This window comes from Sphingobacterium mizutaii (assembly GCF_900187125.1).
Lineage (GTDB): Bacteria > Bacteroidota > Bacteroidia > Sphingobacteriales > Sphingobacteriaceae > Sphingobacterium > Sphingobacterium mizutaii.
In genome coordinates this window covers 939,777-955,693 of sequence record NZ_LT906468.1, presented here as the reverse complement: position 1 = coordinate 955,693, position 15,917 = coordinate 939,777, and the positions used below count along the sequence as shown (strand labels likewise).

Annotated in this window: 15 protein-coding genes; 4 read left to right on the top strand and 11 right to left on the bottom strand. The window is 40.6% G+C overall.

What is annotated here, in order from left to right; translation table 11 throughout:
• Positions 1 to 50: 50 nt before the first annotated feature.
• Complete coding sequence (locus tag CKW03_RS04120; RefSeq protein ID WP_093098694.1) at positions 51 to 332, bottom strand: ATP-dependent Clp protease adaptor ClpS; 282 nt, start codon at positions 330 to 332, stop codon at positions 51 to 53.
• A 68-nt stretch (positions 333 to 400) separates the two neighbouring features.
• On the opposite strand from CKW03_RS04120, the gene CKW03_RS04115 reads away from it, so the two are divergent.
• Positions 401 to 1,450: a 3-oxoacyl-ACP synthase III family protein gene (locus tag CKW03_RS04115; RefSeq protein ID WP_093098693.1), complete on the top strand. Its 1,050-nt coding sequence runs from the start codon at positions 401 to 403 to the stop codon at positions 1,448 to 1,450.
• 58 nt (positions 1,451 to 1,508) lie between these two features.
• Here CKW03_RS04115 and CKW03_RS04110 read toward each other — a convergent pair whose 3' ends face one another.
• The 10 genes from CKW03_RS04110 to CKW03_RS04065 form a co-directional block, all read right to left on the bottom strand.
• Positions 1,509 to 2,198 carry a sterol desaturase family protein gene (locus CKW03_RS04110; protein ID WP_236736512.1) on the bottom strand — a complete coding sequence of 230 codons (690 nt, stop codon included), beginning with the start codon at positions 2,196 to 2,198 and terminating at the stop codon, positions 1,509 to 1,511.
• Between the two features lie 606 nt (positions 2,199 to 2,804).
• The gene (atpG, locus tag CKW03_RS04105; protein ID WP_093098691.1) at positions 2,805 to 3,686 is read right to left on the bottom strand and encodes an ATP synthase F1 subunit gamma; all 882 of its coding nucleotides are present in this window, start codon (positions 3,684 to 3,686) and stop codon (positions 2,805 to 2,807) included.
• Positions 3,687 to 3,838: 152 nt separating this feature from the next.
• Positions 3,839 to 5,413 carry a F0F1 ATP synthase subunit alpha gene (atpA, locus tag CKW03_RS04100; RefSeq protein ID WP_093098690.1) on the bottom strand — a complete coding sequence of 525 codons (1,575 nt, stop codon included), beginning with the start codon at positions 5,411 to 5,413 and terminating at the stop codon, positions 3,839 to 3,841.
• A 58-nt stretch (positions 5,414 to 5,471) separates the two neighbouring features.
• Complete coding sequence (gene atpH / locus CKW03_RS04095; protein WP_093098688.1) at positions 5,472 to 6,017, bottom strand: ATP synthase F1 subunit delta; 546 nt, start codon at positions 6,015 to 6,017, stop codon at positions 5,472 to 5,474.
• A 27-nt stretch (positions 6,018 to 6,044) separates the two neighbouring features.
• The gene (locus CKW03_RS04090) at positions 6,045 to 6,545 is read right to left on the bottom strand and encodes a F0F1 ATP synthase subunit B (RefSeq protein ID WP_093098687.1); all 501 of its coding nucleotides are present in this window, start codon (positions 6,543 to 6,545) and stop codon (positions 6,045 to 6,047) included.
• A 108-nt stretch (positions 6,546 to 6,653) separates the two neighbouring features.
• Positions 6,654 to 6,845: an ATP synthase F0 subunit C gene (gene atpE, locus CKW03_RS04085; RefSeq protein ID WP_093098685.1), complete on the bottom strand. Its 192-nt coding sequence runs from the start codon at positions 6,843 to 6,845 to the stop codon at positions 6,654 to 6,656.
• Between the two features lie 38 nt (positions 6,846 to 6,883).
• On the bottom strand, positions 6,884 to 7,969 hold the full coding sequence (atpB, locus tag CKW03_RS04080; RefSeq protein ID WP_093098684.1) for a F0F1 ATP synthase subunit A: 1,086 nt from the start codon (positions 7,967 to 7,969) through the stop codon (positions 6,884 to 6,886).
• A gap of 89 nt (positions 7,970 to 8,058) precedes the next feature.
• Positions 8,059 to 8,463: a hypothetical protein gene (locus tag CKW03_RS04075; RefSeq protein ID WP_139185476.1), complete on the bottom strand. Its 405-nt coding sequence runs from the start codon at positions 8,461 to 8,463 to the stop codon at positions 8,059 to 8,061.
• Entirely contained in the window at positions 8,456 to 8,683 is a 228-nt protein-coding gene (locus CKW03_RS04070; RefSeq protein ID WP_236736511.1) for an AtpZ/AtpI family protein, read from the bottom strand. Before CKW03_RS04070 ends, CKW03_RS04075 begins: the two co-directional genes overlap by 8 nt.
• Before the next feature lie 1,010 nt (positions 8,684 to 9,693).
• On the bottom strand, positions 9,694 to 11,898 hold the full coding sequence (locus tag CKW03_RS04065; RefSeq protein ID WP_093098681.1) for a helix-turn-helix domain-containing protein: 2,205 nt from the start codon (positions 11,896 to 11,898) through the stop codon (positions 9,694 to 9,696).
• Positions 11,899 to 12,007: 109 nt separating this feature from the next.
• On the opposite strand from CKW03_RS04065, the gene CKW03_RS04060 reads away from it, so the two are divergent.
• The 3 genes from CKW03_RS04060 (at position 12,008) to purU (ending at position 15,864) form a co-directional block, all read left to right on the top strand.
• Positions 12,008 to 12,514, top strand: coding sequence for a cupin domain-containing protein (locus tag CKW03_RS04060; protein ID WP_093098679.1), 507 nt, complete (start codon positions 12,008 to 12,010; stop codon positions 12,512 to 12,514).
• A 558-nt stretch (positions 12,515 to 13,072) separates the two neighbouring features.
• The gene (locus CKW03_RS04055) at positions 13,073 to 14,968 is read left to right on the top strand and encodes a DNA topoisomerase IV subunit B (protein WP_093098678.1); all 1,896 of its coding nucleotides are present in this window, start codon (positions 13,073 to 13,075) and stop codon (positions 14,966 to 14,968) included.
• 53 nt (positions 14,969 to 15,021) lie between these two features.
• Positions 15,022 to 15,864: a formyltetrahydrofolate deformylase gene (gene purU, locus CKW03_RS04050; protein ID WP_093098676.1), complete on the top strand. Its 843-nt coding sequence runs from the start codon at positions 15,022 to 15,024 to the stop codon at positions 15,862 to 15,864.
• The last annotated feature ends 53 nt before the right edge of the window (positions 15,865 to 15,917 follow it).

The window sequence follows — 15,917 nt, the reverse complement described above, 5'->3', positions numbered from 1 at the left end:
GCATTAATTAAGAAAGTTAAATCCTCGTAACTGTATTATTACGAGGCTATTTATTCCACGGAAACAGTTAATCCCTCGGTTTTCAAGATCTTTCGGTAGACCTCAACTTCCGTATAGGTCCCTTCCAAGATTGTACATTTCCCCTTGGTATGTACGGTCCAGGCTATACGTGAAGCTTCAGCTTCGGAATATTGGAGGTAATGCATGAGGCAATGAATGACATGGTCAAAAGTATTGAAATCATCATTCCACAAAATCAACTTGTTGGAATCTTTGGTAACTGCAAGGATTTCTTCAAGGGTAAAAGTTTCTTGTTCAACTTCAGTGCTCATACAGCAAAAATAGCTTATTTTTCAAATAAATCAGTATTTTAGCTGAATTGTTTATTAAAGTTAGACCTATGTTTCAATCAAAAATAGCCGGTTTGGGATACTATGTCCCAAAGAACGTATATACCAATAATGACCTGACTCGTTTTATGGAAACGAGTGATGAATGGATCCAAGAACGTACCGGAATAAAAGAACGCCGATTCGCCGATAGGGTTGGTGAAACAACAACTAGCATGGCTGTAGAAGCTTCTAAAATAGCCATTGAAAGAGCCAATACAACGGCAGAAGAAATCGATTTTGTTATTTTCGCAACCCTTTCCCCAGATTACTATTTCCCGGGCTGTGGCGTACTGTTACAGCGTGAAATGGGCATGAAGGAAATTGGTGCTCTAGACGTAAGAAACCAATGTTCTGGATTTATCTACGCCTTGTCCATTGCCGATCAATTCATTAAAACGGGAATGTACAAGAACATCTTGGTGGTAGGATCTGAAAAACACTCCTTTGCTTTGGACTTCTCTACCCGTGGGCGCTCAGTTTCAGTAATCTTCGGAGATGGTGCTGGTGCTGTCGTGTTGCAGCCAACCAACGAGGAAGGAAAAGGTATTTTAAGTACTCACCTGCATTCCGATGGTGCCGAGGCCGAGAAACTGGCGATGTACTTCCCAGGAGCTTCTGCAGGTTATTATTTAGGTGAGCAGATGCCCCAATGGCCAGATGTTGAACTAGGCGGTATGCTGATGACCAAAGAGATGCTGGAAGATGGTTCGGCATTCCCTTATATGGATGGGCAAGCCGTATTCAAAAAGGCAGTTGTAAAATTCCCTGAAGTTATTGGGGAAGCATTAGCAAAAAACAACCTTAAAACAACAGATATCGATATGTTGATTCCCCACCAGGCAAACCTTCGTATTTCTCAATTCGTCCAAAAGACCTTGGGATTGTCTGATGATCAGGTATTCAATAACATCCAGAAATATGGCAATACTACTGCCGCTTCTGTACCTATCGCACTTTGCGAGGCTTGGGAAGAAGGAAAGATAAAAGATGGGGATTTAGTATGTCTAGCAGCCTTCGGAGCTGGTTTTACTTGGGGATCCGCTTTGATCCGCTGGTAATACAGAATTACCCAAAATAAGAAGGGGCTCAGATGATCTGAACCCCTTCTTTATATATTTAATTTAATTGTTGTTCTTGGACTTCCTTAAGTTCATTTCCTTTTTTCTTTTCTGATTGGCCAGCTTTCTTTTTGCTGAATCCCGAACCAAAGATCACATCCCAAATCGCTGAGCTCACCCCAAAACCTTTCTCAGGCTCTGAATAGTGGTGCAACATATGGTGATCCTTAATTCGCTTAAACAAACCAGACTTAAAGTTGGCATGATGCATTGCATAATGGCATTCATCATAGATCAGGTATCCCAATAAGAATCCGGAGAAGAATGCCGCTAAGGTATAAGGCGAAAAGAAAAAGCTAAAGATAAAATAGATGACCGCCGCCATTGGAATACTTGCCGACAAAGGCATTACCAAACGCAAGCGATCCTTCGGAAAATCATGGTGTACCCCATGGAAAATAAAGTGCACCCTTTTGCCAAATTTTGAACTCGGCTCATAATGGAAAACCCACCTATGCAAGACATATTCCGCCAATGTCCAAAAAAGCAACCCGAAGATATAATACATTACAACAGTCCCAACCGATAATCCCCCCGGTACCAATGCTCTCCAAATAAAAAAGATCTTAACAGGAATCCAAAATATTAAAGGAACAGAATAATGCACCTTGGTCAAAGATTCAAGAAAATCATTCTTGAACATTCTCGAAGACTCTGTCGAATTGGATACGTATAATTTCTTTGCCATAACCTAAATAATTTCATTCACACTCCAGGTTAAATATCTTAACCTCCCAAAGCGTTCTATTCAATAAAAAACCCTGCACAAATTTATAAAATTGCCTATCAGAGCAAATAGAAAACTAATATTTTGACAAAATTACGATAATAGTCAGAAATACAGAAGTCAAATCGGTAATATTAAGGTAATGTTGTCATAATATTAATCAACCTTCTCTTAATCATAGAACAGTACAGGATTAGAATGGTTTGTTGGAGGTGAGATATGAGATGTGAGATGTGAGATATGAGAGGGTTTTGAACCAGGATGTGGCTCGACTCCGCTCGCCAAACGAGGATTCGAGGATAGACCAAGATCTAGGCATGAACCAGGATGAATGGGATTAGAGGATAGACCAAGATCTTTGACACCTTTTAAGGTTAATAATCTTGGTCCATCCTCCTATCTGTAAGGCGAGCTGTTCCCTGAGCGAAGACGAAGGGGAGTCGAGCCACATCCTGGTTCTTCCCCTGATCTTGGCCCATCCTCCCATCCCTCGAATCCTGGTTCTACCAAAAAAAGCCGTTATCTCACGATAACGGCTTTCCTTATACAAATTAATATTTTTATCTATTAGCCATTTGAAAGGGCTGCAGCACCAGAAACGATCTCTGTCAATTCTGTAGTAATTGCTGCTTGACGCGCTTGGTTGTACGACAATTTCAATTGGCGTAACAAATCACCAGCGTTTTCGGTTGCTTTATCCATCGCAGTCATACGGGCACCATGCTCAGAAGCATGTGAGTCCAATACGGCTTTGTATAACTGAATCTTGATTGCTTTAGGAATCAGCTCTTCAATGATTTTCTCTTTTGAAGGCTCGATGATATAATCCAATTCTGCAACATTGTCATCTTCTTTATTCTCAGGCAAAAGAGGTAAAATCTGCTCTGATGTTAAGATTTGAACGGCTGCATTACGGAATTGGTTATATACCACCTCAACGCGGTCGATGTTTCCTTCTTTAAACTGATCCATTACGTATTCCGTAATTTTCGAAACGTTCTCGAAATCCAAATTGTTGAACAATTCGTTGTTATTACCGATTACTTTGAAATCACGTTTGCTGAAGAAATCCTGACCTCTTTTTCCGATTGCGATAATACTTACATCTCCTCTTGCGAATTGATCTGCATATTTCGTTGCAATCAAATTATTGGCAGTTTTAATGGCATTAGCATTGAAAGCTCCCGCCAAACCTCTGTTTGAGGTCACCACGATGATCAAAACCTTCGTCGGGATACGATCTTGCGTGAATGGCGAATTATTACCTTCTACGGAGGCTGAAACCTGAGCCAAGATCTCTCTCAATTTCGTCGCATAAGGACGCAATTGGATAATAGCATTGGTTGCACGCTTCAACTTCGCTGCAGACACCATTTTCATCGCTTTGGTAATCTGTTGCGTAGAGGTAACGGAGGTAATACGATTTCTAACTTCTTTTAAGTTTGCCATAAGTCAAATTTAGATGTGAGACGTGAGATATGAGTATTTAGCTATTAACCTCTATACTTTTCTCAAACCCTTCTGATTTGAGAACTGAGATTTGAAATACAAAAAGAACCTTTCTGCTTTCTCAAATCTCATATCTCCAATCTCAGATCCTTTTAATATTTCGAAGCTAATTCCTTAGCTACTTTTTCTAATACATCAGTTAATTCATCAGAGAACTTACCAGCTTTAAGTGCTGACAATACTTCTGGATGACGTTGCTCTAGTTGTGTCAAGTATTCTTCTTCGAATTCTCTCACTTTGTTTACAGGAACATTACGTAATAAACCTTTTGTACCTGCGTAAATAATAGCAACTTGTTTCTCAACTGAAACTGGTGAATATTGACCTTGTTTCAAGATTTCCACGTTACGGATACCTTTGTCCAATACCGCTTTAGTAGCTGCATCTAAGTCAGAACCGAATTTCGCGAAAGCTTCCAATTCACGGTACTGTGCTTGGTCTAATTTCAAGGTACCAGCAACTTTCTTCATTGATTTGATCTGCGCATTACCACCTACACGTGATACCGAGATACCTACGTTGATCGCTGGACGGATACCTGCGTTGAACAAGTTCGATTCCAAGAAGATCTGACCATCTGTGATGGAAATTACGTTGGTAGGAATATATGCAGATACGTCACCCGCTTGAGTTTCAATGATCGGAAGTGCTGTTAATGAACCACCACCTTTAACTTTGTCTTTCAAGGACTCAGGAAGGTCGTTCATGTTACGAGCGATCTCATCTGAACTATTGATTTTCGCAGCACGCTCTAATAAACGAGAGTGAAGGTAGAATACGTCTCCTGGGTATGCTTCACGGCCTGGAGGACGTTTCAATAATAAAGACACCTCACGGTAAGCAACCGCTTGTTTTGACAAGTCATCATAAACGATCAATGCCGGACGACCTGTATCACGGAAGTACTCACCGATAGCAGCACCCGCCATTGGCGCGTAGAACTGCATTGGTGCAGGATCCGCAGCTGATGCAGATACAATCACGGTATAAGGCATTGCACCTTTTTCCTCTAAAGTACGAACAATGTTCGCAACTGTAGAGTTCTTTTGACCTACCGCTACATATATACAGAATACTGGTTGACCAGCTTCGTAAAATTCTTTTTGATTCAAAATGGTGTCGATACAAACAGCAGTCTTACCTGTTTGACGGTCACCAATTACAAGCTCACGTTGTCCACGTCCGATTGGAATCATGGCATCGATCGCTTTAAGACCAGTCTGCAATGGTTCAGTTACGGGCTGACGGTAGATAACTCCAGGAGCTTTACGCTCGATTGGCATTTCGAAAGTCTCTCCAGTAATTGGGCCTTTACCATCGATAGGCTGACCTAATGTATTTACCACACGGCCTAACATACCTTCACCTACTTTAATAGATGCGATACGGTTAGTACGTTTGATAGTATCACCTTCTTTAATTTCATCCGATGGACCTAAAAGTACAACACCTACGTTGTCTTCTTCTAAGTTCATCACAATACCTTGTAGTCCATTCGCAAACTCAACCAACTCTCCTGATTGAACTTTTGTTAAGCCGTAAATACGCGCAATACCGTCACCTACTTGCAATACGGTACCCACTTCTTCTAAATCGGCTGCTGACTTAAAGCCTGACAATTGCTCTCTTAGAATTGCCGAAACTTCATCTGGTCTTACCTCTATCATTGTTGTAATTCGTATAAGGGGTTTTTGATTCTATTATATCTTGTTCTCAAACGAAGGATTAAACACCTTGGTTTTCGAAATGTCTCTCTAATTTATTTAGCTTGCCTTGAATACTCGCATCAATCTGCTTGTCTCCAACCTTAACCACAAAGCCACCAATCAATGATTTGTCTACTTTGTTAGCCAAGATAACCTGCGCATTGATCTGAGCGGCAATCTGCTCTTTCAATGCTTGAAGGTTGGCCTCCGATAATGGACTTGCCGAAACAACTTCCGCATGAACAATACCTTTGACCTCGTTGTATTCACGAACAAACTCCAAGGCTGTCGCATAAACTAATTCTGCACGGCCTTTTCTTACCATGATATTGAAAAACTCCAATATCTCCGGTCTGATTTTACCTTGAAATAAAGCCTTCAAGATCGCCAGTTTCTTGTCCGTCTTAATGATCGGATTATTTAAAACTGCTTGCAATTCAGTGTTGGATTTGATTATGGCAATAACTCCTTCGATATCTGCCTTAACCGCATCCAGACTCTCTTGCTCTAGCGACAAGTCGATTAAGGACTTGGCATATCTTGAAGCTACTTTGAAAACTGACATACGTTAATTTTTAAATTCGTTAACCAATTAGTTTAATTTAACATCTTTCATCAAGTCAGCTACTAAAGCTTCTTGCTTTCCTTGGTCCTCGAATTCTTTCGTTAATACTTTGCGGGCAATCTCTAAAGATAAGGTAGAAACTTGGTTCTTAACCTCAGCCAAAGCTTTTAATTTTTGGTCTTCAATCTCACGTTTTGCTTGTTCGATCAATTTACCACCTTCCACTTGAGCAACCTCTTTTGCCTCTGCAACGATCTTATCTTTCAATACTTTTGCTTCTTTCAAGATAACATCACGCTCTTCACGAGCCTGTTTTAACAAATTCTCGTTCTCATTGGTCAAACGTGCCATTTCCAATTTTGCTTTCTCTGCAGAAGCTAAAGCATCGGTAATGCCTTTCTCGCGTTCCTCTAAAGCATTTACAATCGGTTTCCAAGCAAATTTCCCTAACAAAAAGATGACGATCAAAAGGATGATCAATTGCCAGAAAAATAACCCGAATGAAAAATCATGAATTAAAGCGTCCATTTATTTACGTTATTATATTTTTGAATTTAAATTTTTTGTCTTTTTGATAAACACAACTTGCAACCAACCGTTGCAAGATGTGTTCATTGTTTTTTTAATAAGCTTAGCTTATTTACCTAATAGAAGAGCACCGAATGCTAAACCTTCCAATAAGGCACCGATGATGATCATCGCTGTTTGGATTTTAGATGCTGCTTCTGGTTGACGAGCGATAGCTTCCATTGCTGAACCACCGATTTTACCTAAACCTAAACCAGCTCCGATAACGATCAAACCTGCTCCTACTAAATTTGGAATCATAACAATTTTATATTTAAAAATTTAACAAAAAATTCGAATTAATGATGCGAATGCTCTTCAACCGCCATACCGATAAACAGGGATGACAACATGGTAAAGATAAACGCTTGTAAGAATGCTACCAATAATTCCAAGAAGAATAATAACAACGTTAGAAGTAAAGATACACTCACTGAACCTACTACGGTCAACTGATGTTGCAACAAATAAACAACAGCAATCAGACCCATCACAACGGTGTGACCAGCAGTAATGTTTGCAAACAAACGAACCATCAAGGAGAAAGGCTTAGTAAACATACCTAAAACTTCGATCGGCGCTAGAACAAACTTGAATGGAACCGGTACGCCTGGCATCCAGAAAATATGTTTCCAGTAATCTTTGTTTGCTTTGAAATTTGTAATGAAAAATGTAAACAAGGCTAAACACAATGTAACAGAGATATTTCCCGTTACGTTCACCCCTAGTGGAGTCAATCCCAATAAGTTCAATAAGAAGATCAAGAAGAATACCGACAATAAATAAGGCATGAATTCTTTGTAACGATGTCCAATGTTTGGAACCGCCATCTCATCTCTCACGTAAAGAACCAATGGCTCTAATGCACGTCCAATACCTTTAGGAACAGCGTTAGGACCGTTTTTATATGTTTTAGCTAAACTTGTAAATCCAATGAACAACAACAAAGCTGCTAATAGCAATCCTACCACATTCTTGGTGATCGAGAAATCCCAAGGTTTTGCATTGGTTGGATGATGTTTGTCATCGTAAGTAATCGTACCTGCAGCATCGGTCTTGTAGATTTTGCTATGGTACAATTTGTAATATTGTCCGTCTTTTTCAACCACTTTTTCTCCATGCTCAAACTCGCCAGCTGAAAACACTTTCAAACCACCATCAATCAAAATAACCGGTAAAGGGAAGCCATAACTCTTTCCTGTTTTCGAATCAGTAAAGAAATTGAAATAGTAATCATCCTTTAAGTGGTGTTGAATATGAGCGTTAATTTCCTCAGAACTAGAAGTTTCACCATGTGCATGCCCTTCTTCAGCAACTGAGCGGAATGGATTAACAGTAAACAAAATTACTGCAAATAATAAAAGTACTTTCTTAAGACTCACCATTTTAAAATAATGTTGAATTATGACAAATTTTGCGCAAAATTACAATTTTATTTGGCATAAATTCAGAATTGTTTAAACTTTTTATAAAATTAGTTTTTACTGACCGTTTCTTGTTGATTTACAATATAATAGGCAGCAAAGGCATCATACAGCAAATAAACAAAAAACACAATTAGAAAATTCAACTCAATAAAATCATTTTCCAGCAAATTTATACCCTCATGAATGAACACATAACTGCCCACAGCCTTCAAGGTCATTCCCACCAAAAACGCAAAGCCGACCTGCACCGGCATCGTATAGTCGATGACTAATAAAATAAGGACCATGACAATGGAAGCAATTGCTCCAAAAACATACATCCCCTCTAAACTATATCCCGATCCTATCCACCAATGGTCCTGATGGTTCATCTTCAAAACGGCGTAATGTATGCCAAAACATACACCCGTGACGCCAAGCAGAACTAATAATAAGAGCAGGTATCTATTCATTTCTATTGATATAATTTACTTGTTTAATAAACTGATATAAGGACAGCCCGACGCCAAACATCGTCAATCCTTTCATCCACCATTCCCCCTCTACCGCATATTTTTCATCTAGCCAAGTCCCTAACCAGTAGAACACATAAATGGTCACCCCCATTTGAAAGGGCATGGAGGTAAAAACCAACCATTTGTTGACCTTCTTATTTGACTTGCTATCTTTCAAACTATAGTAGATGTGTTAGCTAACAAAGATAATTAAATCTCATTAGGCTAAACCTTTTGTGTCGATTTTTTGTAAAAAAGCTGCTATTTGACTTAAAAATGATCAATTAATGGACATTTCAGGTTATTTGTGGGTGGTTGCCAAGGATGTCATGGCTCGACTCCGCTCGCCAACCAGGGATGGGAGGATAGACCAAGATTATGATCATATGTCGCTGGAAAGTCCCCGATACTGTAGGGGCGTATCGAATACGCCCGCCTCATACAAACCTAAATTATTATCATCTTCTGATTAAAGAAACTCCTAGATTTTCAAATTCTCATCCGTACAATTTTCAGATTCCAAACCCACAGCGTGGGTGAAATATTTGTAGAATTTGGATGTTTGAAAAGGCGAACCCACAGGGTGGGTGAAATATTTTCAATAATTCCTCATTATGGGTTAAAAAAGATGAAAAATAGATTCTTCGCTCCGCTCTGAATCCCTCCCAAACACATTCAAATTCTGAACGATCAGTGAAGAATCTGTATGGAATGATAAAATAGGTGCCGTACAGGTCCTTAACCTCCGGTTAAGGACCTGTACGGCAGTGCAAAAAATGATTTTTTTGTTGTTAGATGTTTGCATTTTTCCGAGATTCTTCCTTCCTCATAATGACACAAAAAACCTTAACAAAATGATATTGCTCAGCGGGGGTGAAACATTACCTTAACCCTTCCGTGCCACACTGAGGGTTTCCCGATTGTCTCGGAACTATCCTCTCTTTATTTGATAATAGTTTGTTCATCTTACGATGACACACATCCCTAAAAAAACAAAATAGATTCTTCGCACCACTCTGAATAACCTTCGGTTAAGGACCTGTACGACAGTGCAAAAAATGAATTTTTTTGATGTTGGATGTTTGCGTTTTTCCGAGATTCTTCCTTCGTCAGAATGACACAAAAAACCTAGTTATCGGTAATAAAAAACTGGTCGATATTCAGATAAATTATAGGCGGAATTTCCCCTTACTTCCCAGCAACTTCCAAATATTTCTGGGCAATTTTGATCTGTGGGTAATCTACTTTCATGTCCATCAAGGTTCTCAGTTCGGTAGCTGATGCATCTGGATGTGCTTTGATGACCTTGACAATGTTTTGCAGCTCCGCATCTGGAATCAAATCGGAAGCTTCGATATCGGAACCTATAAAATTAATCAGATGACCATAGATGGTCCCTACTACCATATCGCGTTTCGTTGCAATCTCTTCAATATCCATCCCATCCATAAACATATCCAATGAAATCTGCTTGGTATCCTTCTCTTTCTCCTCTACTTCCTTTTCCAGGTTCTCTTTTGGCTTATTCCACTGCAATAGTTCTTCCGTCAGTTCATCAGAAGACTTATTCAAGGCTTCAGCGATGGTCAGGCTATGCTTGAGTTGTTCATGCTTTCTTTTGAAATCCAGCAAGATACTTTTCAAGGTAGCCACATATTTCTTGGTCCTTTTCTTCACAACCCAGGCCTCAATATGCTTTTCCATCGGCATCAAGCATTCTTTTTCAAATGTTGGAATAAACCAACTGACAGCAGCCTTTGAACGTTCGCAGATCTTTTCATAATCAATCTCCACCTGCCCCAGCATTTTATACAATTGGGTGATAAACTTATTCGCAACAATTTCTTGCGCCTTTAACTTACCCAACATATCCTTCAAGAAAGCAACTGCTTCATCCTTACCTTCAATTTTCTTTCCTTCTTGTTCCACGATCAGAGATTCCAGCTCTTCACACATCTGGTTCCAACGGAAACTCTGCAACAAGATCTGACCTAGGTAGCGCTTCTGCGCTTCCTGCAGGATCGGGTCTAAATCGGTAATAGCTTCCATTTGCTTCATAAAGCTCACTACCTGAAAATCCGTACGGATGGCATAGGATGGAACCCTAGACCGCAGCACCAACCCTTCTAATCCTGTCAACCTACTTAAGGCTACATAGACCTGCCCTGCTGCAAAGGATGTCCCCGCATCAATGATCGCCTTTTCAAAGGTCAAACCCTGGCTCTTATGGATAGTAATGGCCCAAGCCAATCGCAATGGAAATTGGGAGAATGTACCCAATACCTCCTCTTCGATCTTATCATCTCCTTTATTATAGGAATAGCGGATATTTTCCCAAGTCTCTCGCTTCACTTCCACATCCTCTTCCCCATTCGGGAAAGAAACGATGATCTTATGCTTTTCAACTTGTATATCTTTGACCGTCCCAATCTTACCGTTGAAATAACGGCGCTCATCGCCGACATCATTCTTGATAAACATCACCTGGGCTCCCACTCTAAGGCTCAAAGTCTCCTCTGCTGGAAATAATCCGTTCTGGAATTCATCCTTGATAATAGATTTGATCTGATGCAGCTTGGTCTCCAAACTTTCCAGTTTTTCTTGGTTGATCTGGTCTGCAAGTCTGTTGTGTGAGGTCAAAGTAATATATTGCTCGCCTTCAGGAGCGATAAAATCCGGCTTGTAATGGGTATTCAATTCATCGAGATCTGAATTAGTAGTCTCATTATTCCTGATCTTATTTAGGATATTGATAAAAGCACTATCCTGCTGCCTATAGATCTTTTGGAGCTCAATGAGAACAGGCGGCTGTTGTTTGAAAACTTTGGCATCAAAGAAGAAGACACTCGAATAATAATCCCTTAACACCTGCCATTCGCGATCTTGCACAACCGGAGGCAACTGGTACAGGTCACCGATAAACAGGACCTGAACGCCCCCAAAAGGACGCATATCTCGACGAACACTCTTCAAGATGACATCAATGGCATCCAAAGTATCCGCGCGCACCATGGAAACTTCATCAATCACCAACAATTCCAACTCCTGCAGGATGGCCCTACGGTTTTTGGTCAGTTTAATCGTACTGAACAACCTATGCTTATTATAGATAAACTGGTCTGATTCTCCCCATTGCAGAGGGTAATCCTCAATAAACACACCGAATGGCAACCAAAAAAGGGCATGCAGGGTTGTCCCACCAGCATTCATTGCGGCCACACCAGTTGGTGCAGTGATCGCCATTTTCTTGTAGCTATTCTCCCGTATAAACTTCAAAAAAGTGGTCTTTCCAGTACCCGCCTTACCCGTCAGGAAGATAGGTTGTTGAGTCTGGTTGACGAACGCGACGGCCTTGGCAAAAATATCATTTTGTGTATCGAATGCTTGTGACATGAGGATTTTTCTTATTTTGCAAATATAAGGTAAATCAATCGATAGACTGATTTATGCCTTGTATTAATACAAAAGTTATATTATCTTCACATAAGTAAACATCGTAACCATGACATATATAGATAAAAGCGAATTATTTCAAGAGATTTCAACTAAATTGACCAATAAGGGATTCAAGATTGAAAGTGAAGATCAGAATAGACCTTGGGGTGGATTTTTTGTGATCAACGAAGATCAGGCACAAGAATTTGCCGACGCTTATTTCGAAGGCCTTAACGTTCAGGACCTGAAGATATCTGGCAAATTAAGTCCTAAAGTTTTGATTGTAGGCCCTAACAAACGTCTATCATGGCAATATCATCACCGTAGAGCTGAAATTTGGCGTGTAATCCGTGGAGAAGTTGGTGTCGTAACCAGCCCTACTGATGAAGAACATGAATTAAAAATCTTAAAAGAAGGCGATTCGATCCGCCTATCACAAGGTGAAAGACACCGTCTAGTGGGTTTAGGCTCGTATGGAGTCGTTGCAGAGATCTGGCAACATACCGACTCTGCTAATCCGTCGGACGAAGAAGATATCGTAAGAGTGCAAGATGATTTCGGAAGAGGAGTCTAAAGAAATTATTGAACATAAAAAAAGGGAGGTTTGTATAAAATCTCCCTTTTCTTTTGAAAATAACCTGCTGGATAAATAGCTGACCTCCTCTACCACATCGCTCCCCTTTTGACCTTATTCGAGAATCATTCGGAATTTTCGCAAAATCTGTCGGATGTTCTCCAACTCCGTCCCGAAGCATTCTCGAATATGCCTCGAATGAATCCCCAATTCCTTTGCTGGCATTTCCATTCCAAAGCAACCCGAGCCTGGGATCAAAACGGAATATTTCAGCATGCCAAAAAACACAAAGGGTCATTTATCTAACTACAATAAACTACAAACCAAGGCTTTAAAGGGTTATTTTTCACGTGAAATAATAAGTTTTACCCTATTAGATGTGGAAAACTCATTTTAGTTTTTATCATTAAATTCCATTTCAGTCCTATCAATTGACAAGAATATAGCTCAATTTGCGATGTGCAATTCTATTGCTGAATTAAATGTGCAAAAGTGTTGTGCAAAAGTCGATTAACTTTTTTATATTTTTGCGATGGTTCAAGCATATCGAAAAACATTATGAGTACATATAACGAAGATAGCATACGGTCCCTAGATTGGAAGGAGCATATCCGACTAAGACCGGGGATGTATATTGGTAAGTTGGGAGATGGATCGGCCTATGATGATGGTATCTATGTGCTATTGAAGGAGGTAGTGGACAACTCGATTGACGAGTTTGTCATGGGAGCCGGAAAGATCATCGATATCACCGTTAATGAGAACAGGGTTACGGTACGTGACTATGGTCGCGGTATTCCTATTGGCTCGGTCGTGGACGTTGTTTCTAAGATTAATACCGGTGGTAAGTACGATAGTAAAGCCTTCCAAAAATCAGTAGGTCTGAACGGTGTGGGTACCAAAGCAGTCAACGCTTTGTCCAATCAGTTTTCCGTACAATCATATAGACAAAACGTAACGCGTATTGCCCAATTCAGCAAAGGTGAATTGGTCTCTGACGAACAAAAAGATACTACTCAGCGCAATGGTACATCCGTGACCTTCTATCCGGATGATAGCATTTTCCGTAACTATAAATATAGGTTAGAATTTGTGGAGAACATGATCTGGAATTATGTTTTCTTAAATTCTGGACTGACCATTAATTTTAATGGGCAACGCTTTATCTCCGAAAATGGTCTAAAAGACTTATTGGAGCGCAACGTAGATACCGAAGGCATGCGCTATCCGATCATTCACCTTAAGGGAGATGATATTGAAATCGCCATGACCCACGGTCAGCAATATGGTGAAGAATATTATTCCTTTGTCAACGGACAGCATACCACGCAAGGTGGTACGCATCAGGCGGCCTATCGTGAAGCGGTCGTGAAGACGATCCGTGAATTTTATAAAAAGGAATTCGATGCTTCTGATGTTCGTGCTTCCATCATTGGCGCCATTGCCATCAAGGTGCAAGAACCTGTATTCGAATCGCAGACCAAAACCAAACTGGGTTCCCAAAGCGTTGGTCCGGATGGTCCAACCGTGCGTACCTTCATCAATGACTTTGTGAAGAAAGCATTGGATGATTATTTGCATAAGAATCCAGCAACAGCTGATGCCCTGCAAAAGCGTATCATGCAATCGGAACGCGAGCGTAAGGACATTGCTGGAATCAAGAAACTGGCAAATGAGCGTGCGAAAAAGGCTTCCTTGCACAATAGAAAATTAAGGGATTGTAAGGTACATTTCAGCGATAAGCATGAGCGTAACCTTGAAACTACCTTATTTATAACAGAGGGTGATTCTGCATCTGGATCGATTACCAAATCCAGGGATGTATATACTCAAGCGGTATTCAGTCTTAAAGGTAAGCCATTGAACTCTTATGGCCTAACCAAGAAGATCGTTTATGAAAATGAGGAATTCAATTTATTGCAGCATGCCTTGAATATTGAGGATGGCATCGAAGGGCTTCGCTATAACAATATCGTGATCGCGACGGATGCCGATGTCGACGGTATGCACATCCGACTTCTACTGATGACCTTCTTCCTGCAGTTTTTCCCTGAATTGGTGAAAGCAGGGCATGTTTCCATCCTACAAACCCCATTATTTAGGGTCCGTAATAAAAAGGAAACGATTTACTGCTATTCCGACGAAGAGCGTGTGAATGCCATCAAAAAACTAGGTGCAAAACCTGAGATTACACGATTCAAGGGTTTGGGAGAGATCTCACCTTCGGAATTTGGCATGTTCATCGGTGAAAATATCCGTTTAGAGCCTGTAATCTTGTCAAAGGACAATAAGCTTCCACAATTGCTGGAATATTATATGGGTAAAAATACCCCGGACCGCCAAGTCCATATCGTCAACAACTTACGCGTTGAGTTGGATACCGAGGACGACCTGGTGACCACCAAAGATGGCGTTGAAGAGGCTGCAATAGAGTCTATTCAGGAAGCCGTTTAATAAAATATTTATGGGGAGAGGTCAAACTTCTCCCCTTTTTCAACCTAACCAACATGAATACGCAAACCTTAATTCTCATCCAGTGTACGGATGCAGTTGGCCTTGTCGCCATTATATCCAATGTTTTGGCAGAACAGGAGCTCAACATCGTAAGTATGCGCGAATTTGTCGATGAAGCCAATAAGAAATTCTTTGTTCGGGTAGTATGTGCTGGCGAACTATATCACAAGGAAGTCCTACAGCAGGCTTTTACAGATAGATTACCTTCCAACAGTCAGGTAATGATCAATCCTGACCAAAGAAAGCGTTTGGTCGTCCTAGTCACCAAGGAGCATCATTGTTTGGCAGATATCTTGGTCCGCAATTATTTCGGCACTTTCCAAGCTGAAGTCCTTGCCGTGGTTGGTAATTATGATAATTTACAGGAATTTACGGAAAAATTCAACCTTCCATTCCATTATATCAGCCATGAAAACAAGAGCAAGGAACAGTTTGAAGAGGAATTAGCGGAGGTTGTTTCCAGCTACCATGCCGATTATATCGTCCTAGCAAAATTTATGCGTATCCTCTCACCTACTTTTGTCTCCAAGTTTAAAGGTAAACTCATCAATATCCACCACTCCTTCTTGCCGGCTTTTATCGGAGCCAATCCCTATAAGCAGGCACATGATCGCGGCGTGAAGATTATCGGCGCAACTGCCCACTTCGTAACCGACGACCTCGACGAAGGACCAATTATCGTCCAGAACACCAAATCCGTCGACCACAGCTACGACGTCAGCGGTATGCGCACCGCAGGAACCGAAATCGAAAAAGCCGTCCTGAGCCGCGCCATCCAGCTCCTCTCCGAAGACCGCGTAATGCTACACGGGAATAGGACGATTGTTTTTAAATAAGATTTGAGATATGAGATGGGAGATATGAGACCTTTCCATTGTCCAGCCAATTT

Excerpts from the sequence above, each read along its gene's own strand:
- atpH (WP_093098688.1), bottom strand. The coding sequence starts at position 6,017 with ATGTCAGTTTTCAAAGTAGCTTCAAGATATGCCAAGTCCTTAATCGAC.
- CKW03_RS04065 (WP_093098681.1), bottom strand. The coding sequence starts at position 11,898 with ATGTCACAAGCATTCGATACACAAAATGATATTTTTGCCAAGGCCGTC.
- atpA (WP_093098690.1), bottom strand. The coding sequence starts at position 5,413 with ATGATAGAGGTAAGACCAGATGAAGTTTCGGCAATTCTAAGAGAGCAA.
- atpG (WP_093098691.1), bottom strand. The coding sequence starts at position 3,686 with ATGGCAAACTTAAAAGAAGTTAGAAATCGTATTACCTCCGTTACCTCT.
- atpE (WP_093098685.1), bottom strand. The coding sequence starts at position 6,845 with ATGATTCCAAATTTAGTAGGAGCAGGTTTGATCGTTATCGGAGCTGGT.
- CKW03_RS04090 (WP_093098687.1), bottom strand. The coding sequence starts at position 6,545 with ATGGACGCTTTAATTCATGATTTTTCATTCGGGTTATTTTTCTGGCAA.
- CKW03_RS04110 (WP_236736512.1), bottom strand. The coding sequence starts at position 2,198 with ATGGCAAAGAAATTATACGTATCCAATTCGACAGAGTCTTCGAGAATG.
- CKW03_RS04115 (WP_093098693.1), top strand. The coding sequence starts at position 401 with ATGTTTCAATCAAAAATAGCCGGTTTGGGATACTATGTCCCAAAGAAC.
- CKW03_RS04060 (WP_093098679.1), top strand. The coding sequence starts at position 12,008 with ATGACATATATAGATAAAAGCGAATTATTTCAAGAGATTTCAACTAAA.
- CKW03_RS04055 (WP_093098678.1), top strand. The coding sequence starts at position 13,073 with ATGAGTACATATAACGAAGATAGCATACGGTCCCTAGATTGGAAGGAG.
- CKW03_RS04120 (WP_093098694.1), bottom strand. The coding sequence starts at position 332 with ATGAGCACTGAAGTTGAACAAGAAACTTTTACCCTTGAAGAAATCCTT.
- atpB (WP_093098684.1), bottom strand. The coding sequence starts at position 7,969 with ATGGTGAGTCTTAAGAAAGTACTTTTATTATTTGCAGTAATTTTGTTT.
- CKW03_RS04075 (WP_139185476.1), bottom strand. The coding sequence starts at position 8,463 with ATGAATAGATACCTGCTCTTATTATTAGTTCTGCTTGGCGTCACGGGT.
- purU (WP_093098676.1), top strand. The coding sequence starts at position 15,022 with ATGAATACGCAAACCTTAATTCTCATCCAGTGTACGGATGCAGTTGGC.